The sequence below is a fragment of the Brevundimonas sp. 1080 genome (genome assembly GCF_040545985.1).
Taxonomy (GTDB): Bacteria; Pseudomonadota; Alphaproteobacteria; order Caulobacterales; family Caulobacteraceae; genus Brevundimonas.
Genome location: NZ_JBEPMW010000002.1, coordinates 250,681 through 270,205, shown reverse-complemented (window position 1 = coordinate 270,205; position 19,525 = coordinate 250,681). Strand labels below are relative to the sequence as shown.

The following is a 19,525-nucleotide window of genomic DNA, read 5'->3' as shown; positions in this document are numbered from 1 at the left end:
CTTGCCGTGACCGATCAACAGACTCCTCGCCGCAATCACACCATGGGCGACATTGCGCGTCTCGCCGGTGTATCGCCCATGACCGTATCGCGGGTGGTCAACGGCGATGCGCGGGTACGCGAGGCGACGCGCGAGCGTGTCGAGGCCATCATCCGCGAGACCGGCTATGTGCCCGATCCGGCAGCGCGGATCCTGGCGCGGGCCGGGGGCGGGCGGATCGGTCTGCTCTACGCCAACCCGTCCAGCGCCTATCTGGCCGAACTGCTGTCCGGCGCCCTGGACGGGGCGCGGTCGGTGGGGCTGCTGCTGCTGATCGAACCGTCTCGACCGGGCGCGCCGGACGAGGAGCGTGAGGCCGTGCAGAGGCTTGCGGCCGGCGGGGCCCAAGGGGTGATCGTGCCGCCGCCTCTGGGCGAATCAGCGGCGACACTGGACGCCATCGCCCAGAGCGGCATGAAGGCAGTGGTCCTGGCCGCGCCCGCGCTTCGTGAGGGTCTGATCTCACTGCGGGTGGACGACCAAGGCGCAGCGCATGAGATGACGCGGCATCTGCTGGGACTGGGCCACCGCGTGGTCGGCTTTGTCGAGGGCCATCGCGACCAGAGCGCCAGCGCCGATCGCCGCCAAGGCGCTCAGGCCGCCGTCGATGCGGTTGCGGGCGCCAAGATGTGGGCCGAGGCGGGCGACTTCACCTATCGTTCCGGTTTTGAGGCCGGCCAGAGGCTGCTGGCTCGTTCGCCCCGACCGACGGCCATCTTCGCGAGCAACGACGACATGGCCGCCGGGGTGCTGGCGGCCGTTCATGCGGCAGGCCTGTCGACGCCGGGCAATATTTCGGTAGCGGGTTTCGATGACACCTATCTGGCCGCGAGCGTCTGGCCCACTCTGACCACCATTCGCCAGCCGGTCGCCGAAATGGCCCGGTCGGCCGCCGTCATCTTGGGGCGGGATGGTGAGGCGGAGGGTGCTGTCCCCCACCAGTTCATCGCCAGAGAAAGCACGGCGCCTCCGCACGATTGACATCCGTCCTTCGCTCAAAGATGTTAGCGCTAACACGTCTGAGAACGTGGGGAGGATGAGATCGTGTTGCTTGCTGAGTGCCTGCCGGCGGACTGGCGCGACGCGCGCCTGCTCGGACGCGCATTGACGGAGGTCGGCCCCTCGCCCGTGCTGGCGCGCGGCGGGCGGCTCTACGATCTTTCGAACCATGTCGCGACCACGGCCCAGGCGGTCGCGTTGGACGATTTGGATATGGCGGGTGTGGACATGGGGCCGCTGGACGAACTGACGGTCGCCTCGGCCTGGTCGCCCGGTGGGGTGAAGTTGCTTTCGCCGCTGGACCTGCAGTGCATCAAGGCCTCGGGCGTTACCTTCGCCGTATCGGCTTTGGAACGGGTGATCGAGGAGCGCGCGCGAGGCGACGCCGACGCCGCCAACCTGGTGCGCCAGTCCATCCTCGACCGGATCGGCGGGGACCTGAAGGATCTGCGTCCGGGCTCGGATGAGGCGGAAGCCGTCAAGGCCCAGCTGATCACCGACGGCCTGTGGTCGCAATATCTCGAAGTCGCCATCGGCCCTTATGCCGAGATCTTCACCAAGGCGCCCGTGTTGGCCTCGGTCGGCTGGGGCGCCGAGGTCGGGGTACGAGCGGACTCGGCCTGGAACAACCCGGAGCCGGAGGTGGTGGTCATCTGCGATCCCGCCGGCCGGCCAGTCGGCGCCAGCCTGGGCAACGACGTCAATCTGCGCGACATCGAGGGGCGCTCGGCTCTGCTGCTGGGCAAGGCCAAGGACAATAACGCGTCGGCCTCGGTCGGCCCCTTCATCCGCCTGTTCGACGACGGATTCAGCATGGATGACGTGCGCGCCGCCACTGTCCGTCTGGAGGTCGAGGGGACGGACGGCTTCGTCATGACGGGCGAAAGCTCGATGAGCCTGATCAGTCGCGATCCCGAGGAACTGGTGCGTCAGACCCTGAGCGCGCATCAGTATCCCGACGGTTTCGCCCTGTACCTCGGCACCATGTTCGCGCCGATCGACGACCGCGATGCGCCGGGCAAGGGCTTCACCCACAAGATGGGCGACCGGGTCCGCGTCTCGTCCGAGAAACTGGGCGTGTTGGAAAACATCGTCGCGACCTGCGACCAGGCCCCGCCCTGGAAGTTCGGGGTGCTGGAGCTGATGCGGAATCTGGCCGGTCGCGGCCTTCTGGGAGTCTCCGCATGAGCGGCGCCATCTATCCGTCGCTAAAGGGCCGTCTGGTTGTCATCACCGGGGGCGGTTCGGGCATCGGCGCAGGCTTTACCGAGGCTTTCGCGCGCCAAGGCGCTCGCGTCATCTTCTTTGACATCGCCGAGGCGGACTCCAAGGCGTTGGAGGCGTCGCTAACCGAACTGTCACCGGCTCCAAAATTCCACCAGTGCGACCTTATGGACGTGACCGCCTTGCAGGCCTGCTTGGGGGAAATCGTCGCCGAACATGGTCCCATCGATGTCTTGATCAACAACGCTGCCAACGACGACCGTCATACGCTGGCGGAGGTGACGCCCGACTACTGGGACAACCGGATCAACGTGAATCTGCGCCACCTCTATTTCGCGGCTCAGGCTGTGGCTTCCGGCATGCGCGAGCAGGGCAGGGGGGTCATCATCAACCTTGGCTCGATCAGCTGGCACCTGGGGCTGCCGGATCTGTCGCTTTACGAAACCGCCAAGGCGGGCATCGAGGGCATGACCCGCGCCCTGGCGCGCGAGCTGGGCGGCGACGGCGTGCGTGTCGTCTGCATCGTGCCGGGCAATGTCCAGACCCCGCGTCAGATGAAATGGTACACGCCGGAAGGCGAGGCCGAGATCGTGGCGGCGCAATGCCTGCCCGGTCGTCTCCAGCCCAACGATGTCGCGGCGCTCGGCCTGTTCCTCGCATCCGACGATGCACGTTTGATTACAGGCCACGAGTATTTCGTGGACGCTGGCTGGCGATAGGGTTTTCTGAGTTTCACGCCCGCGTCAGATGGGCTTTCGGAGGGAATATCGAGATGGCAGGACCGACGGGGGGCTCAGGCCCCGACATCGCGGGCGATGACCGCGTCAACATGGCCTTCATCGCCCTGATCGTGGCGGTCGCCACCATCGGCGGCTTCATGTTCGGCTATGATTCCGGCGTGATCAACGGCACCCAGGACGGATTGGAGGCGGCCTTCAACCTGTCGGCGCTGGGCACCGGCTTCAACGTCGGCGCGATCCTGTTGGGCTGCGCCTTCGGCGCCTTCATCGCGGGACGCCTGGCAGACGCCATCGGCCGTCGCACGGTGATGCAGATCGCCGCCGTCCTGTTCATCATTTCAGCCTTCTGGGCCGGCGCGGCCGACAGTTCGGCCCACTTCATAATCGCCCGCTTCATCGGCGGCCTGGGCGTGGGCGCGGCCTCGGTCCTGTCGCCGGCCTATATCTCCGAAGTGACGCCAGCCTCAATCCGCGGCCGACTGTCGTCGGTGCAGCAGATCATGATTATCACCGGCCTGACCGGCGCGTTCGTGGCCAACTACGCCCTGGCCAAGACCGCCGGCGGATCGACGGCAGAGTTCTGGCTGGGCTTCCCCGCCTGGCGCTGGATGTTCTGGCTGCAGGTCATCCCCGCCGCCGTCTATCTGATCGCCCTCCTGGTCATCCCAGAAAGCCCGCGCTTTCTGGTCGTCAAGAAGAAGGACGCCCAGGCCGAGGCCGTGCTGTCCAAACTGTTCGGTGCGGGCGCCGGTGCGCGTAAGGTTCAGGAAATCCGCGCCTCGCTGGCGGCCGACCACAAGCCCAAGTTCGCCGATCTGCTGGACCCCGCGACCAAGAAGGTGCGCCCGATCGTCTGGGCCGGCTTGATCCTTGCCGTGTTCCAGCAACTCGTCGGTATCAACATCGTCTTCTACTACGGCGCGGTGCTGTGGCAGTCGGTCGGCTTCTCCGAGAACGACGCGCTGCAGATCAACATCCTGTCCGGCGTCCTGTCGATCGCCGCCTGCCTGGCCGCCATCGCCGTCATCGACAAGATCGGCAGAAAGCCTCTGCTGCTGATCGGTTCGGCCGGCATGTTTGTGACCCTGGCTGTCGTCGCCTGGTGCTTCTCCAAGGCCGCTCTGATCGACGGATCGCTGCACCTGGACGACCAGACCGGCCTGATCGCCCTGATCGCGGCCAATGCCTATGTGGTTTTCTTCAACTTCAGCTGGGGCCCGGTCATGTGGGTCATGCTGGGCGAGATGTTCCCCAACCAGATGCGCGGTTCGGCCCTGGCCGTCGCCGGCTTTGCACAGTGGATCGCCAACTTCGCCATCTCGGTCAGCTTCCCGTGGATGGCCGCCACCCTGGGGCTGGTCTTCACCTATGGCTTCTACGCGGTCAGCGCCCTGATCTCCTTCTTCCTGGTCCAGGCTTGGGTGAAGGAAACGCGCGGTCGCGAACTGGAAGACATGACGGGCTGATTTTCGCCTCCCATACCCATCTCCCCGAAACGGGCGGCGCTCCCCCGCCGCCCGTCAGCCTTATGAAAAGGACGTCCCATGACCGACACGCTTGAACTTTCGCACTGGATCGGCGGCGAGAAGGTCGCGGGAGCCCTGGCGGGCGAGAGCCTGAACCCGTCGGATACGCGCGACGTCGTGGCCCGCACGCCCAAGGGCGGGGCCGCCGAGGTGGATCAGGCCGTCGCCGCCGCCCGCGCCGCCTTCCCCGGCTGGTCCGACGCCTCGCCCGAGGTCCGCTTCGACGTGCTGGACAAGGCCGGTTCGCTGATCATGGAACGGGCCGCCGAGATCGGTCGCCTGCTGTCTCGCGAAGAGGGCAAGACCCTGCCTGAGGGCATCGGCGAGACCATGCGCGCCGCCCGCATCCTGAAATATTTCGCCGGCGAGGCCCTGCGCGTCCACGGCCAGAACCTGGCCTCGACACGGCCGGGCGTCGAGATCCAGACCTATCGCCAGGCCGTCGGCGTGTTCGGCCTGATCACGCCGTGGAACTTCCCCATCGCCATTCCGGCGTGGAAGATCGCCCCGGCCATCGCCTTCGGCAACACGGTCGTCATCAAGCCCGCCGGCCCGACCCCGGCGACGGCCGAGGCTCTGATCGCCATTCTGCATGAGGCCGGCCTGCCCACGGGCGTGGTCAATATGGTCATCGGCGACGGCGACGTCGGCCGCGCCATCGTCGCCCACCCGGGCATCGACGGCATCTCCTTCACCGGCTCGCAGGCCGTAGGCGCGGGCGTCGCCGAGGGCGCGGTCAAGCGCCAGGCGCGGGTCCAGTTGGAGATGGGCGGCAAGAACCCCCTGATCGTTCTGGACGACGCCGATCTGGATCGGGCGGTGAACATCGCGCTGGACGGCAGCTTCTTCGCCACCGGCCAGCGGTGCACCGCCTCCAGCCGCCTGATCGTTCAGGACGGCATCCACGACCGGTTCGTCGCCGCCCTGGCCGAGAAGGTCGCGGCGCTTCGCGTCGGCCACGCTCTGGATTCCAATACCCAGATGGGCCCGGCCGTGACCGAGGCCCAGCGCGAGGTCTCCTACAAATACATCGACATCGCCCGCGAGGCCGGCGGCCGCATCGTCACCGGCGGCGAGCGTCTGAACCTCGACGCCCCCGGCTGGTACGTCCAGCCGACCCTGATCGCCGACACCGCCGCCGACGCGCGCATCAACAACGAAGAGGTCTTCGGCCCCGTCGCCTCGACCATCCGCGTCGCCAGCTACGAAGAGGCGCTCGCCGTCGCCAACGGCGTTGAGTTCGGCCTGTCGGCGGGCATCGTCACCCAGTCGCTGAAGCACGCCCGCGACTTCCAGAAGAACGCCAGGGCCGGCATGACCATGGTCAATCTGGCCACCGCCGGCGTCGACTATCACGTCCCGTTCGGCGGCTCCAAGAAGTCCTCCTACGGCTCGCGCGAACAGGGCTTTGCGGCTGTGGAATTCTATACCCAGATCAAAACCAGCTACTCGGCGAGCTGATTGATGAGTGAGCCGGAACTGATCTGGGACGTGCAGGCGGAGCTGGGCGAAGGCCCGGTCTGGGACGCCGCGCGCGCTGCGCTGTGGTTTGTCGATATCAAGGGGCGAAAGCTGCATCGCTACACCCCCGCGACCGGCGATAAGCGCTCGTGGGACACGCCCGATCAGACCGGCTTCGCCCTGCCCGCCGAGGACGGTTCGCTGGTCTGTGGCGTGAGGGGCGGTCTTTATCGTTTCGACCCGGAGGAGGGCGACTTCTCCCGCTTCCAGCCGGTCGAGGAGGACCGACCCCAGAACAGGCTGAACGACGGCTTCGTCGCGCCGGACGGCTCGCTTTGGTTCGGTTCAATGGACGACAGCGAACAGGTCGAGACCGGCGCTCTCTACCGCTGGTTTCGGGGCGAGCTGACGCGGCACGACGACGGTTACGGCGTCACCAACGGCCCGTGCCTCAGCCCCGACGGCCGCACCCTCTATCACCACGACACGCTGAAGAAGACGGTCCTGGCCTTCGACCATGCGGACGGCGCGATCTCGAACCGGCGCGTCTTCGCCGTGACCGAGGACGGCTATGCCGACGGCCCCAGCATGGACGCGGAGGGCGTGCTGCACGTCGGCCTGTTCAACGGCTGGGGCGTCGCGCTTTTCGCGCCCGACGGGACGCGCATCGGCAAGATCGACATGCCGGTCCAGACCGTGACCAAGGCTGCGTTCGGCGGCTCCGACCTGCGCGATCTCTATATGACCACAGCCTGGTTGGGGAACGCCGACAAGCGCGCGGAGCAGCCGGCCCTGGGCGGGCTTTATCGCGTCCGCGTCGAGACGCCGGGCCTGCCGCAGAACCGGATCAAGCTATGATCCTGCTGGAGGCCGGCGACTGGCGCGCGACCCTGGCCCCGGAGCGGGGCGGGGCGGTGCTGAGCCTGGACTGGCGCAGCCGGCCGGTGTTTCGCTCCACGCCCGAAGGCGCGACCGATATTCTGGAGACAGCCTGTTTCCCTCTGGTCCCCTACGCCAACCGGATCGCGGACGGGCGATTCGTTTTCGAGGGGCGTGAGGTCCGCTTGCAGACACTGGAACGGTTCGCCCCCCACGCCCTGCACGGCGACGGCTGGCTCTTGCCCTGGACCGTCGAAAGCCAGACGACCAACCGGGTCGAGATGACGCTGGAATGGTTCCCCAAGGCCGACGCTGATGCACAGGGTTGGCCCTGGCCGTGGCGCGCTAGCCAGACTGTCGAATTAAGCGACCGGGGCCTGACGATCACCTTGTCCGTGACCAACTTCGGCGATGCGGTTATGCCCGCCGGCCTCGGCCTGCATCCCTATTTCCATCGCCATGCAGACAGCCGCCTGACTTTGTCGGCTGAGGGTGTCTGGATCACCGATGTACGAGAGATTCCCGAACGCCTGGCGCCGCCCACCGAGATCGCGGACTGGTCGAACGGCCTGACCCTCGCTGACGCGCCATTCGTCGATCACGCCTACGTCGGCTGGACAGGTGAAGCGATGGTAGATGGTGGTGGTCGCCGGGTGACGCTTCGCGCTACAACACCAGCCCGCTGGACCCAGATTTACGCCCCTGCCGATGGCGATTTCTTCTGCGTTGAGCCCGTTACCCACCGCCCGGACGCCCACAACGCGCCAGACGGTGAAGACTGCGGCTTGGTTTGCTTGGAGCCCGGCAAGGCCCTGTCTATGTCCCTGAAAATCGGCGCCACCACCCTCTAATTAGTCCAAGTTCGATCGGCTATTCTTCGACGTAGAATCGGTCATAGGGAATCTGATTGGGAGTGGACCTCGACCCAAAAAATTTCACGCAAGGCGACGGCACAGTGGCGGTTCGGCTGCTGATGACTTCGCCCAGCCGGGCCGCCTGACGCAGCTCGGGCACGTGCTACGACAATGGCGACTTAGCTGTGATGTTAGCTTTTATCAGCGAATCTCTATCGGATCGAATAGATTGCTGCCTTTAGACGTCGCTTGCGCCCTTCTGAGGCATTTTAGGATTTTAGTCGTTCGTCATCTACAAGATCGCCGTCTATCATTTGCTGTGGCTGTACATCCCGCGTGAGTGAAGCCTAGCATAAGGTTAGCTAGCGTCGTCAGCCACAGTCTTCTTAGGCATGGAACGCGGCGGCGCGCGGATCGGTTATGCCGGCGCTTGAACCCGTCCAGCCAGGAGACCTTTCATGACCGTCCGCGTCGCCCTGATCGTCGGCAGCCTGCGCAAAGGCTCCTATTCGCGCGCCATCGGCATGGAGTTGAAGGCGTTAGCCGAGCCGGGACTGGAGATCGAGCCGGTCGAGATCGGCGACCTGCCGCTCTATGACCCCGATCTGGAAACCGACAGCCCGCCGCCGGCCTGGGAACGCTTCCGCGAGGAGGTGGCGACGACCGAGGCGGTGCTGTTCGTCACGCCTGAATACAATCGCTCCATCCCCGGCGCGCTGAAGAACGCCTTGGACGTCGGCTCTCGCCCCTATGGCCACAGCATCTGGCAGGGCAAGCCCGCCGCCATCGTCAGCGTCTCGCCCGGCGCCGTCGCGGCCTTCGGCGCCAACCACCACCTGCGCCAGCCGTTGGTGTTCCTGAACATGCCGACGATGCAGCAGCCCGAGGCCTATATCGGCAATGTCGCCGACCTGCTGGACGAGCACGGCAAGCTGAAGAAGGACGACACCAAGGCCTTCCTGAAAAGCTTCACCGACGCCTTCGCCGCCTGGATCGACAAGACGAAGGGGTAGGGTGGAAACTCAAAGACGGGTGGAAGGAGCGGGAGTTGTTTCTGTTGTCGATCCGTAGTCGACATTGGCCGCAGCCACGATCCGCGCGACACGCCGCTATCGGCGGCGAAGCCCTGGATCGGAAATTGCCCCTAGCCGAGTGCCGAACGCTCGACACTCGCAACTTGGCGTGATCCTCTACTCAGTCGAGGGAGAATAGTCGTGCTTTTCGTCGCCATGTTCGCTGCCGCCCAGGTTGCATCACAAGCTGCTCCTTTGGCTGAGGAGGGCGTATGGTTAGGCCGGCTCTCAACCGCCGTCGCTATCTGTCGTGAGTACGGCTACGGTGTGGACGAGACAGCTGCCCGTGAAGTCGTGGATGGTTTTGAAGCAAGAGCGGCTCTAGATGGATGGACAGCCGAGAATTACCAAGCCGCCTATGATCAAGGCAGGGAGTTGGAACGAGCGGACATCAAAATTCTCTTCGACTTCACCGGTTTGACACGTTCTGATATTCGACGCGCGTACCGTGCTCACCTTAATCAAACGAAGGTTCGTTGCAGGGTCCACTCAGAGCGCTTTCCCACGGTGATATCGGATGTGCGCAATGGCGAACGTGCAATCGACGCTAACCTTTTGACTGTTCGCTGAACCTGCCGCTCCGCCCACTCGCCGAGAAACCTGGCCCTGACCATGTTGATGTTTTTGGGGCTGTTTTCCAACCTTAACCACAGTTCAGCGGGTCCGTTCTCGAGCTATCGGCCCAATGTCAGCTCTCCGCGCCTGTATCGATGTCGTGGTCCGACCTAAAGCGGACCCTGACGCTGAAGACTCAACGCCCTTTGGTGCGGGAGAAAGGCGTGCCTTATTTTCGATTCCGTGCATTGTTTATGCTTCCGTAAAATAGGTACAGAAAGGCAACTGACATTGCAGGAACAATAAACATCGCGGTAAATTCAGAAATTATACGGGGAAAACCGTACTGGAACAGTACAGATGCGACGTAAAATAAGTATATCAGGCTGAAGAACAGCTTCAGATTCTTGTTTCGCATCTTGATTGCAAACCTGCGTATTTTTCTAAATCGAACTTCTTTTACCAGGGAAATGACGCATCCCAACGTGGAGGCCTTGGACCTATTGCGGACATCCGAGCTGGGAGGCACGCTATGGTGTCCGAGAGGGTAGCGATCATGAATTCCGACAATACGCTCAGTGTCGAGCTAACCGCCGATGATCTCGTCGCGATCAACAATGCCCTCAACGAGGTCTGTCATGGGCCTGATGCAATCCCTGAATGGGAGTTCCAAGCTCGTATGGGCATGGACAGAGCGATCGCGAAGCAGACCTTGAGCCGGATCAGGACTGCACTCAATCAGATACGCTGAGGTTCCTTGCTCATCTTTTGATCCTGACCCGTTGCGGAGCTTGTCGGCCTTACGGGTATGGTGCGCTCATGAACACTACTATTGTCTCGATTCCAACCAACCTGATTTCAGATTGGCCTTCCTTCCATAAAGTCTTCGCGGAGGTTCTTGGCTTTCCCCCTTTCTATGACGCGAACATGGATGCGTGGATCGATTGCATGACATATGCGGACGATCCAGAAGCGCGGATGCTGGCGAGACCGGTACGTCCCGGCGAGCTATTGACCCTCCAAATCGACGATACCTCAAACTTCGCAGTTCGTTGTCCTGAGCAGTTCAAGGCGTTGTTGGAATGCATCGCGTTCGTCAACTACCGACGTGTCGAGATCGGAGGTAGACCCGTGCTCTCCCTGCTCATGTCTGGCTACTTCTCTTAGGCCCGCAGAGACCGCTTCCCACCCGTAGCAGAAGTTCGAGGCGTCCGTTTTCGGCATCCAGCCGAACCCCAATTGAAAACGGCGGCTCCGTGAGGAGCCGCCGTCGCCAGATCAGCCGTGAAGCTGAAATCAGCCGATGGTTTGCAGCTGGCCAGCCGATTCCTTGCCCGAACGCTTGTCGCGTTCCAGCTCGTAGGAAACCTTCTGGTTTTCATCCAGGCCGCGCAGGCCAGCGCCTTCGACAGCCGAGATGTGGACGAAGACGTCCTTGCCGCCGTCGTCGGGTTGGATGAAGCCGTAACCCTTGGTCGGGTTAAACCATTTGACAGTGCCGGTAGCCATTTTGAGACCTCCGTTAGAAATTGACCGAGGGAACGTCCCTGCGGCCTGTCGGGTCTGAATGGGAGCGGCCTTGACTCGTGCGTTCGCAGAGAGAGTGGGCGTTACGCAGAGAGATCGACGAGCTCTATGTGCGCAGATATTCATGACAGATGCAAGCGCGGGCCAAGCCGGCCGAAAATCCAATAATGGGAACGGTTTAGCTTGGCGCGTGTTGTTGGAAGGCACGAAAGGCTTCCAACATGAACCGCACCCACGTCGTGGAGCGCGCCTACCAGCTCGCTCGAACCAACGATTGTCTAAACACCGGCGATGTCGTCAAAGCGTTGTCGGGCGAGGGCTATTCGGGCGCCGAAATCTCGCACTTCCAGGGCAGCTCGATCCGGGCCGACCTGAACCGCATCTGCAAGATGCCCAAGCCCGACCTCGAACCGACCTCCAACGCCGCCTGACGGCTCAATGCGCGCCGGTGCCGTCCGGCAGATGCATCTTCTCGAACCGCCCCACCCGCGTGACCAGGGTGCGGGCGGCGTCGTTCATGCCCAAGACCTGCACGTCCGCGCCCTGACGGCGGTAGCGGAAGACGACCTTGTCCACGGCGGCGACGCCGGTGAGATCCCACAGATGGGCGTCGCTGAGATCGATCTCGACGCGCGTGGGTTGGCCGTGATGCTCAAAGCTGGCGGCGAACAGATCGGCCGAGGCGAAGAACAGCTGGCCTGAGACGCGGTAGCGCAGGACGCCCGGTTCCGGCGTCGAAACCTCGGTCACGGCGATGGTCTTGCCGACCTTGCGCATGAAGAAGATGGCCGACAGCAGCACCCCCAGGATGACGCCCTTGGACAGATCGTGGGTGGCGACGACCGTCACGGTCGTGGCGATCATGACGATGGACGACTGAAGCGGGGTGGAGCGCAGCTTCATCACCGACGACCAGTCGAAGGTGCCGATCGAGACCATGATCATGACGGCGACCAGCGCCGCCATCGGGATCTGGGCGACCCAGGTCTGAAGCGCCAACATCAAAAACAGCAGGAACAAGCCGGCCCACAGGGTGGACAGACGCCCGCGCGCGCCGGAGGTGACGTTGATCATAGACTGGCCGATCATGGCGCAACCGGCCATGCCGCCGAACAGGGGCGACAGGACGTTGGCGATCCCTTGGCCGCGCGTCTCGCGATCCTTGTCCGACGGGGTGTCGGTGATGTCGTCGATCAGATTCGCGGTCAGCAGGCTTTCCAATAGACCGACGAAGGCCAGGGTCGCCGAGATCGGAGTGATGATGACCAGCGTCTCCCACGTCAGGGGGACGGCGGGCAGATGGAACATCGGCAGGCTGGTCGGCATCTGGCCCATGTCGCCGACGGTGCGCACGTCCAGCTTCAGCACGATCACCAAGGCGCTGATGGCGACGATGGCGACCAGGGGCGAGGGCACGGCCTTGGTGAGGCGGGGGAAGCCGTAGATGACGACAAGAGCCGCCGCGACCAGGGCGTAGGTGATCCAGCCCCGGCCGATCAGCTCGGGCATCTGGGCCAGGAAGATCAGGATGGCCAGCGAGTTGACGAAGCCGGTCATGACGCTGCGGCTGACGAACTTGATGTAGCGGCCCAGCTTCAGCAGGCCGATGACGATCTGGAACACGCCGCAGAGCAGCGAGGCGGCGAAGAGATATTCCAGGCCGTGGTCGCGCACGAGCGTGACCATCAGCAGGGCCATGGCGCCGGTCGCGGCCGAGATCATGGCCGGCCGGCCGCCCACGAAGGCGATGGTCACGGCGATGACCACGCTGGCGTAGAGGCCGACGGCGGGATCGACGCCGGCGATGATGGAAAAGGCGATGGCTTCGGGGATCAGCGCCAGGGCCACGACGGTCCCCGCCAGAAGATCGCGGCCAGGATTGGCGAGCCATTGCTGGCGCGCGGAGGCGATAATGGACATTTCAGGATTTCATCTGGATGAGCCTTACCGATGCTTCGGTTTCTGGCGGCTCGGTTTCCCAGCGGATCGGCGGCGGGGATAGCCACCCGTCGCCTGCGAACAGGGCCGGGTCCAAGGTGATGCCGTCCTGATGCGATGTTGCGCCGCGTAAAGCAAGCGTGACGGCTAGACCAGTCCATCCATGGCCGGCGCTTCGGCGGCGCTGCCGGGGAAAACGCGGGCGTCCAGGGCGGCGCGGTCGAGGCCCATGTGATCGCGCAACACGCCCTTGAACACCGAACGGAGATCCAGGGTCGGCGCCAGGTCGCGGTTCTCGAATAAGCGGTTGTCGGCCAGAGTCGGCCAGTCGCCGATGGGGCCGCCGCGCTTCACCGCGCCGCCCGCCAGCAGAAGCGAGGAGCCGGTGCCGTGATCAGTGCCCTGGGTGCCGTTGGCGCGGGCGGTGCGGCCGAATTCCGTGGCGACGATGACCGCCGTGCGAGACCAGGCGTCGCCCATGCCGTCCTTCAGGCCAATGACGAGCTGATCGAGGCCCGTCAGCCGCGTCTGGAGCTGCGCCCTTTGACCCGCGTGTGTGTCCCAGCCGTCCAGCGAGACGGCGACGATGTCGGCGCCCTCCGGTCCGTTCATCAGCTTGGCGACGGCCTGGCCCAGGCCCTGGACGTCGTTGCGACGCAGGCGTTGGTCGCCGCCCTCCATGCTGACCAGTTGCTCGGTCGCGAGACCGCGCGCCAGGTTCTGGCCCAGCATCGGATCTTCGACATAGAGATCCTGAAGCAGGGAGGCGATGCGGTCGCCGTCGCGCACCAGACCACCGGGGGCCCAGCTGGACACCGGGGCGTCGCCGCGCAGGATCAGGGGCGTCTGGGCGCCGATGGACAGGCCTTTCAGCGACGTCCCGCCGGCCGCGACGATGGCGCGGTTCAGCCAGCCGTCGGATTGCTGGCGCAGACCTTCGCCGCCGTTCTCCAGCACGTCCTGGGCGTCGAAGTGCGAGCGGATGCGCACGGGCAGGGCGACGGCGGGGGCGAACCGCATCTGACCCTGACCATAAAGGGCGTGCAGGCCGGCGAGCGCCGGATGCAGGCCGAAGCCTTCGCTCAGGGCCAGGGCGCCGCTCGCCTCGCCGGGCGCGGCGATGGCCAGACCGCCGCGCAAGGAGACGTAGTTCGGATCGGCGTAAGGCACAGTGACGGACAGGCCGTCCATGGCGCCGCGCGCAATGACGACGACCAGCTTGTTGGCGGGGCCGGCGGTCTGGGCGGCGACACGGCCGGCGAATGCCAGGCCGACCCCGGCGGAGGCGGCGGCCAGCAGATGGCGGCGGTTCATATTGAGGGCGGTCATCGGCGTTGGAACTCCGGCGACATGAACAGAAGGGTGAGGGCCTCCGGCCTGCTTTCGGCGCGGGCCACGGCGAGCCGCGTGCGTTCGCCGAGGCGCGGGCCGAGGGCGGCGGCGGCGACCGCGTTCGGGTTGGCCGCCTGGGCCAGATCGGCGGCGGTGCGCGACCAGTTCAGCCGTTTGACCAGAGCGTCGGGACCGGCCCAGTCGGCGGCCGTGTCGGGCCAACCCTCGGGCGACGGGGGCGAGAACGGCGGCTGGCCCATGTCGAGCAGGGCCTGGCGCAACGGCTGGATCCGCTGAGGCCGGGTTCCCAGCGCGCGATGGGTCGATACGATGAAGTCGTAGGGCGTCTTGATCTTGGCGGGCTGGGGCGTCCAGGTCTCGGGCGCGTCGACCAGGGCGCGGGCGACCTGGGCCAGATCGCCGCCGGAGCCGGTCCACGCCGCTTCCAGCCGGGCGACCAGAGCGGGCGGCGGATCGTCGGCGACGAAATGGGCGGCGAGACGGCGCGACAGGCGTTTGGCCGTCGCCGGATGCCGCGCCAGGTCACGCAGGATGGCCTGACCCTGGGCCAGGCCTGCGGCGGGATAGGTCTTGCCCATCACCGTGCGGGCGCCGGGTTCGTGGACATTGGCGCGGAAGACGAAGCCGGCGGGGCCGGGCTCGGCCTGGGCGGCGATCCTGCGGGCTCGCTGAGAGCGACCCGGCTGACGCTGGTCGCGGGCGGCAGGGATCGACCAGCCGGTCAGGGCGCGCGCCAGTTCGGTGACGTCGCCTTGGGTGTAGCCGCCGTCGGCGCCGACGGTGTGCAACTCCATCATCTCGCGGGCCAGGTTTTCGTTCAGCCCGGCGTTGCGGCGGGCGCCGGCCAGGCTGTCGGGACCGACCGAGCGGGCCTGGTCCAGATAAAGCAGCATGGCGGGATGTTGTTCGGCGGCCAAGACCAGATCCTCGAACCGGCCGAAGACGTGGGGGCGGATGGCCTCGCGCTCGTACTGGCCGACGAAGGCGCCGCTGGCGAACTTGGCGGCCGAGACGGTCAGGGCGTTCGACCAGAACAGTGCCCAGCGCTCGGCGAAGCCGTCGTCGGTGGTCGCGCCGAGCTGGGCGCGGGCCAGGAACTCCTGCGCCGTGTCCTGGGTGATGTCGCGGCGGGCGGTCTGACGGGCCTCGCGCCGGGCGACGGCTTGCGGATCGGCGGCGTCCGGCATGCCGGGAGCGGGGGCTGGCGAGGGAGCGGGCGCGGCGTCGGCCGTCGCCGAAGCGGCGGCGCGTCGGTCGCGGCGGACCAGGCCGGCGTCGCTCTGATAGTCCATATATTGGGCGACGCGTTCGGCGGTGTCGGCGAACTGGCCAGACGGCTGGGGCGCGCCCTGGGGCCGAATCTGGCCCATGGCCCAGCCGCGCGGATCGGCGGCGACGCGGTCGATCTCGCCCGGCCGGGCGCCCAGACCCAGGCGCGTCAGGGCGACGGCGGCGTCGGTCGGTGATGAAGCCATGGCCTTCTCCTCGTCCGTCCCCCGCACATTGTAACGCCTTCGGGCGAAAACTCCGTCGCGGGGTCGGATTTGAGAGTCAGGCCGGTTGGGCCAGGCCGGCCTCCGCGTCCGCGATCAGGTCGCGGTCGTCGATCTGCCAAGGATGGAAGTCGGGTTTGTAGAAGGCCAGGTAGTCGCCGATCATCCGGCGATACAGGCCCGGCTTCAGCCACAGCCAGCGGAAGAGGCCCAGACGCGCGCGCCAGCCGACGATGCCGTCCTGCTTCAGCAGCATGAAGGTCGTCTCGCGCACCGTGCGGGTGAACAGCAGGGTCGTCAGGAACATGGCCCAGCGCCGGATGCGCCAGCGCTTCAGCGGACTGAGGTCCCGGGTCGCGTGCAGGAAGACGTCATAGGCCACGCCCTTGTGCTCGATCTCCTCGATGGAGTGCCAGCGCCACAGGCGGGCCAGGTCGTGGGGCGAGCCCTTCAGCAGCTCCGGATCGGCCAGCAGCCGATGGGCGAAGGCGGCGGTGAAATGCTCCAGCGCCATGGTCGCCGCCAGCTGGGCCAGGGCCGGACGGGCGCGGGCGATGTCGAGCCGCGCTGTGACATAGGCCTCGATCTCGGCGGTGTCGTAGCCGGCGCGTTCGGTGATGGCGTTGAAGGCCATGTGTTCGCGGGTGTGGGCGCCCTCCTGGACCGTGAAGGCGCGGATGTCGGCGGCCAGGGCCGGGGGCGCGTCCTTGGCGAACCGTTTGACCGACTGGATGAAGAACCGCTCGCCGTCGGGGAAGGTCAGGCTGAGCGCGTTCATCACGGCGGTGCCGAACGGGTCGCCGTTCAGCCACCAGCGTGGCGTCGGAGCCTCGCGGTCGATATGCAGGTCGCGCGGCTTGATCTGGAGGTCGGCGGGGGTGGCGGATTTCGCCATGGTTCTGCTCCTCGATTTCGAGCAGAGGATGGAGTTAACTGACATCAATGTCAACTAATGGTCCGGTGAAGCGACGCCGCGGGGCGGTGGCGCGCGAAGAGGCGCTGGAGGCGGCGCGGGACCTGCTGCTTTCGGGCGGGCCGGCGGCGGTGACGCTGAAGGCGGTGGGCGAGCGGATGGGCGTGGGTCACGCCAACCTGATCCACCATTTCGGCTCGGCGGCCGGGCTGCAGGGCGCGCTGATGGATGCGATGGTGCGCGATCTGGCGCAGCGGATCGAGGCTGGCCTGAACGAGGGCTTGGGAGAAGGGCGCGACGGCGTCGAGCCGGGGCGGCTGATGAGCGTCGTGTTCGACGCTTTTGGGCCGGGCGGCGCCTCGCAGATGGCGGCCTGGCTGGCGCTGGCGCGCGAGCAGGACCGAGCGGAGAGCTTCGCCGAAGTGGTGCGCGATCTGGCCGAGCGGCTGGCGGCCATGGCGCCCGATGATCCCAGGGCGGCCGAGCGGGCCAAGGCCCTGGTGGTGACGGCGGCCTATATGGCCTTCGCCGAGGGGCTGATCGGGGACATCCTGACGCCGATGCTGGGCGCGCCCGAGGGACTGGGCCGCGACCTGGCGCTGAAGCTGACCGCGACACTTTTGGCCGAACCGTAAGGTTCAGAGCCGAATCTTAATGCTATAGTCTCCATCGATGGCGCTTCTGGACTGGATGAGCGATGTGGCCGGACCCGTGATCCGGGGGGACGGCGTGTTGTTGCGTCCGCCGCGTGCCGCCGACTACGCCGCCTGGTCCACGCTGCGCGACGGCTCGCGCGACTATCTGCAGCCGTGGGAGCCGGCCTGGCCCGAGGACGACCTGACCAAGGCGGCCTTCCGGCGCCGGCTGTCGATCTATGCGCGCGAGATGGAGCTGGGCAACGCCTGGCCCTTCTTCGTCTTCGTGCAGGACGGCAAGGCCCTGGCGGGGGCGGTGACCCTGTCGAACGTGCGGCGCGGCGTCGCCGAGACGGGGACGCTGGGCTACTGGATCGGTCAGCCGTTTTCCGGTCAGGGGGTGGCGACGGCGGGCGTCCGGGCCGTGGTCGGATACGCGTTCGACAAGCTGAAGCTGCACCGGCTGGAGGCGGCCTGTCTGCCCACCAATCACGGGTCGCGACGGGTGCTGGAGAAATCCGGTTTTCGCAACGAAGGTCGGGCTCGCGCTTATTTGAAAATTAACGGCGAGTGGGCAGACCATTTGTTGTTCGGCCTGGTCGAGGACGAGCGTTGACGGCCGGGGGCCGTCTGGAAGGGCGAGACGCGTGACACCACGATCCCGATCGCTGGCCTGGGACGCCACGACCGCCATCGAGGCGCTGGCCGCCGCCGAAACGGCCCTGTGGGTCTGGACGCCCGCGGCGGACGAGCTGCGGTTCACCGGGGCTACGCGATCGCTGGGCCTGGGGCCGCTTGCGCCGGAATGCACGGCGGCCGGATTCGTCGCCCTGGCGATGCCGCAAGATCGCAGTCTGGCCGAGCGGATGCTCAAACCCCAGGACGAGGGTGCCGAGATCGCCGTGCGTCTGCGCATGCGCGGGTCCGAGACCTGTCTGTGGCGCGGCGTCTGGCTCGAAGACGGCTTGCGCGCCGCCGGCGTCGTGGCGCTGGAGACCAAGTTCGCCGGATCGGACCGCGATACTCTGACGGGCCTTCTGGATCGTCGCGCCTTTCTGGCCCGCGTCAGCGAGGTGCTGACCCAGCCTGGCGAATACGAGATCGTCGTCGGCGACGTGGACCGGCTGCGGCGTCTGAACGAGGCGCTAGGGCACGAGCGGACCGACCTGGTGCTGTCGGCCCTAGGCTCACGTCTGGCCGCCGCCTTCAACAAGGACGCCTCAGCCGCACGGATCGGCGAGGACGAGTTCGCCATCATCGTCCCCAAGACCGCCTCGCACACCAGCTACCGCGTGCGCGACGCGCTGGAACAGCCGCTGCGGGTCGCGGGCTTCGACATCTATCCGACCGTCTCCATCGGGGCGGTGATGGTGGAGGGCGGGCCGGATGCGCCCGACGCCGCCGAACTGTTGCGCCGGGTCGAGCTGGCGGTGGAATCGGCCAAGGGCGCCGGGCGCGGCGGATCGGCCGCCTATGGCCGGGCGCTGGAAAGCGACAGCTTGAGCCGTCTGGCGCTGGAGGCGGATCTGAGGAACGCCTTCGTGCGCGGCGAGATCGTGCCCTTCTTCCAGCCGATCGTGAACCTGAACACGGGGGCCGTCGCCGGTTTCGAGGCCCTGGCGCGCTGGCGTCACCCACGCCGGGGTCTGGTGCCGCCGGACGAGTTCCTGGGCCTGACGGCCGACCTGGGCATGATGAACGACCTGGGCCTGCTGATGATGACCCAATCGGCGCGTCAGCTGGCCGAATGGATCGAACGCCATCCGCTGGCCGGCAAGCTGTTCTGCAGCGTCAACCTGTCGGTCGGCGAGATCGAGCGCCCGCACCTGTGCGAGGACGTGGCGCGAATCATCAAGGAGACAGGCCTGCCCAAGGGCGCGCTCAAGCTGGAAGTCACCGAGGGCGACATCATGCGCGACACCGCGCGGGCCGCCGAGGTGCTGCAATCGCTGAAGGACGTCGGGGCCTCGCTGGCGCTGGACGACTTCGGCACCGGCTTCTCGTCACTGTCTTATCTGGCGCGCCTGCCGTTCGATACGCTGAAGATCGACCGCTATTTCGTGCTGACGATGAACAAGGACGAAGGCTCGGCCAAGATCGTCAAGTCGGTGGTCAATCTGGGCCGCGACCTGTCGCTGGAAGTCGTCGCCGAGGGCGTGGAGAACGCCGAACTGGCCCGCCTGCTGCTGGACGCCCAATGCCACTACGGCCAGGGCTTCGGCTATGCGCCCGCCCTGCCGGCGCAGGAGGCCGAGGTCTATCTGGCCGAAAGCCTGGCCGATGGCACCGCGCCGCTGAAGCAGCGGTCGGCTTAGG

At 66.1% G+C, this 19,525-nt stretch carries 20 protein-coding genes and 1 other annotated feature; of the genes, 15 read left to right on the top strand and 5 right to left on the bottom strand.

Going from position 1 to position 19,525, the window contains the following annotated elements:
- Positions 1-6 precede the first annotated feature (6 nt).
- From ABIC32_RS06780 to ABIC32_RS06730, 11 genes are all read left to right on the top strand, one after another.
- Positions 7-1,020, top strand: coding sequence for a LacI family DNA-binding transcriptional regulator (locus ABIC32_RS06780; protein WP_354073330.1), 1,014 nt, complete (start codon positions 7-9; stop codon positions 1,018-1,020).
- Positions 1,021-1,083: 63 nt separating this feature from the next.
- Complete coding sequence (locus tag ABIC32_RS06775; protein ID WP_354073328.1) at positions 1,084-2,226, top strand: fumarylacetoacetate hydrolase family protein; 1,143 nt, start codon at positions 1,084-1,086, stop codon at positions 2,224-2,226.
- Positions 2,223-2,981, top strand: a complete 759-nt coding sequence (xylB, locus tag ABIC32_RS06770) for a D-xylose 1-dehydrogenase (protein WP_354073326.1) — start codon at positions 2,223-2,225, stop codon at positions 2,979-2,981. The genes ABIC32_RS06775 and xylB overlap by 4 nt, the downstream gene beginning before the upstream one ends.
- Positions 2,982-3,034: 53 nt before the next feature.
- The gene (locus ABIC32_RS06765; RefSeq protein ID WP_354073324.1) at positions 3,035-4,468 is read left to right on the top strand and encodes a sugar porter family MFS transporter; all 1,434 of its coding nucleotides are present in this window, start codon (positions 3,035-3,037) and stop codon (positions 4,466-4,468) included.
- Between the two features lie 78 nt (positions 4,469-4,546).
- Positions 4,547-5,989 carry an aldehyde dehydrogenase family protein gene (locus ABIC32_RS06760; RefSeq protein WP_354073322.1) on the top strand — a complete coding sequence of 481 codons (1,443 nt, stop codon included), beginning with the start codon at positions 4,547-4,549 and terminating at the stop codon, positions 5,987-5,989.
- 3 nt (positions 5,990-5,992) lie between these two features.
- A complete protein-coding gene (locus ABIC32_RS06755; RefSeq protein WP_354073320.1) occupies positions 5,993-6,847 on the top strand; it encodes an SMP-30/gluconolactonase/LRE family protein in 855 nt (284 codons plus the stop codon).
- Positions 6,844-7,719 carry an aldose 1-epimerase gene (locus ABIC32_RS06750; RefSeq protein WP_354073318.1) on the top strand — a complete coding sequence of 292 codons (876 nt, stop codon included), beginning with the start codon at positions 6,844-6,846 and terminating at the stop codon, positions 7,717-7,719. The genes ABIC32_RS06755 and ABIC32_RS06750 overlap by 4 nt, the downstream gene beginning before the upstream one ends.
- 461 nt (positions 7,720-8,180) lie before the next feature.
- Complete coding sequence (locus ABIC32_RS06745) at positions 8,181-8,735, top strand: NADPH-dependent FMN reductase (protein WP_354073316.1); 555 nt, start codon at positions 8,181-8,183, stop codon at positions 8,733-8,735.
- A gap of 201 nt (positions 8,736-8,936) precedes the next feature.
- Entirely contained in the window at positions 8,937-9,365 is a 429-nt protein-coding gene (locus ABIC32_RS06740; RefSeq protein WP_307509915.1) for a hypothetical protein, read from the top strand.
- 541 nt (positions 9,366-9,906) lie between these two features.
- Positions 9,907-10,101 carry a hypothetical protein gene (locus ABIC32_RS06735; RefSeq protein WP_199059576.1) on the top strand — a complete coding sequence of 65 codons (195 nt, stop codon included), beginning with the start codon at positions 9,907-9,909 and terminating at the stop codon, positions 10,099-10,101.
- A 68-nt stretch (positions 10,102-10,169) separates the two neighbouring features.
- Positions 10,170-10,517, top strand: a complete 348-nt coding sequence (locus tag ABIC32_RS06730; RefSeq protein WP_354073313.1) for a barstar family protein — start codon at positions 10,170-10,172, stop codon at positions 10,515-10,517.
- Between the two features lie 129 nt (positions 10,518-10,646).
- Here ABIC32_RS06730 and ABIC32_RS06725 read toward each other — a convergent pair whose 3' ends face one another.
- On the bottom strand, positions 10,647-10,859 hold the full coding sequence (locus ABIC32_RS06725) for a cold-shock protein (RefSeq protein WP_008260410.1): 213 nt from the start codon (positions 10,857-10,859) through the stop codon (positions 10,647-10,649).
- 239 nt (positions 10,860-11,098) lie between these two features.
- On the opposite strand from ABIC32_RS06725, the gene ABIC32_RS06720 reads away from it, so the two are divergent.
- Positions 11,099-11,308 carry a hypothetical protein gene (locus ABIC32_RS06720; RefSeq protein ID WP_055753991.1) on the top strand — a complete coding sequence of 70 codons (210 nt, stop codon included), beginning with the start codon at positions 11,099-11,101 and terminating at the stop codon, positions 11,306-11,308.
- A gap of 4 nt (positions 11,309-11,312) precedes the next feature.
- Here ABIC32_RS06720 and ABIC32_RS06715 read toward each other — a convergent pair whose 3' ends face one another.
- The 4 genes from ABIC32_RS06715 to ABIC32_RS06700 all read right to left on the bottom strand — a co-directional run bounded on the left by ABIC32_RS06715 (position 11,313) and on the right by ABIC32_RS06700 (position 16,556).
- Positions 11,313-12,797, bottom strand: a complete 1,485-nt coding sequence (locus ABIC32_RS06715; protein WP_502909311.1) for a SulP family inorganic anion transporter — start codon at positions 12,795-12,797, stop codon at positions 11,313-11,315.
- Between the two features lie 52 nt (positions 12,798-12,849).
- Positions 12,850-12,913: a sequence feature (sul1 is cis-regulatory element that is thought to sense ions involved in sulfur or methionine metabolism; They are found in Alphaproteobacteria), on the bottom strand.
- Between the two features lie 49 nt (positions 12,914-12,962).
- Complete coding sequence (locus tag ABIC32_RS06710; RefSeq protein ID WP_354073310.1) at positions 12,963-14,144, bottom strand: DUF1501 domain-containing protein; 1,182 nt, start codon at positions 14,142-14,144, stop codon at positions 12,963-12,965.
- Positions 14,141-15,643, bottom strand: coding sequence for a DUF1800 domain-containing protein (locus tag ABIC32_RS06705; RefSeq protein ID WP_354073308.1), 1,503 nt, complete (start codon positions 15,641-15,643; stop codon positions 14,141-14,143). The genes ABIC32_RS06710 and ABIC32_RS06705 overlap by 4 nt, the downstream gene beginning before the upstream one ends.
- 76 nt (positions 15,644-15,719) lie before the next feature.
- Positions 15,720-16,556, bottom strand: a complete 837-nt coding sequence (locus ABIC32_RS06700) for a metal-dependent hydrolase (RefSeq protein ID WP_199059570.1) — start codon at positions 16,554-16,556, stop codon at positions 15,720-15,722.
- A gap of 65 nt (positions 16,557-16,621) precedes the next feature.
- On the opposite strand from ABIC32_RS06700, the gene ABIC32_RS06695 reads away from it, so the two are divergent.
- Genes ABIC32_RS06695 through ABIC32_RS06685 form a run of 3 tightly spaced genes read left to right on the top strand, consistent with a single transcriptional unit; the run spans position 16,622 to position 19,524 of the window.
- Positions 16,622-17,209 (top strand): TetR family transcriptional regulator, encoded by a 588-nt coding sequence (locus ABIC32_RS06695; protein WP_354073305.1) that lies wholly within the window; start codon positions 16,622-16,624, stop codon positions 17,207-17,209.
- A 37-nt stretch (positions 17,210-17,246) separates the two neighbouring features.
- A complete protein-coding gene (locus ABIC32_RS06690) occupies positions 17,247-17,825 on the top strand; it encodes a GNAT family N-acetyltransferase (RefSeq protein ID WP_295172030.1) in 579 nt (192 codons plus the stop codon).
- Positions 17,826-17,856: 31 nt separating this feature from the next.
- Positions 17,857-19,524, top strand: a complete 1,668-nt coding sequence (locus ABIC32_RS06685) for a putative bifunctional diguanylate cyclase/phosphodiesterase (RefSeq protein WP_045809768.1) — start codon at positions 17,857-17,859, stop codon at positions 19,522-19,524.
- Position 19,525: the final 1 nt, after the last annotated feature.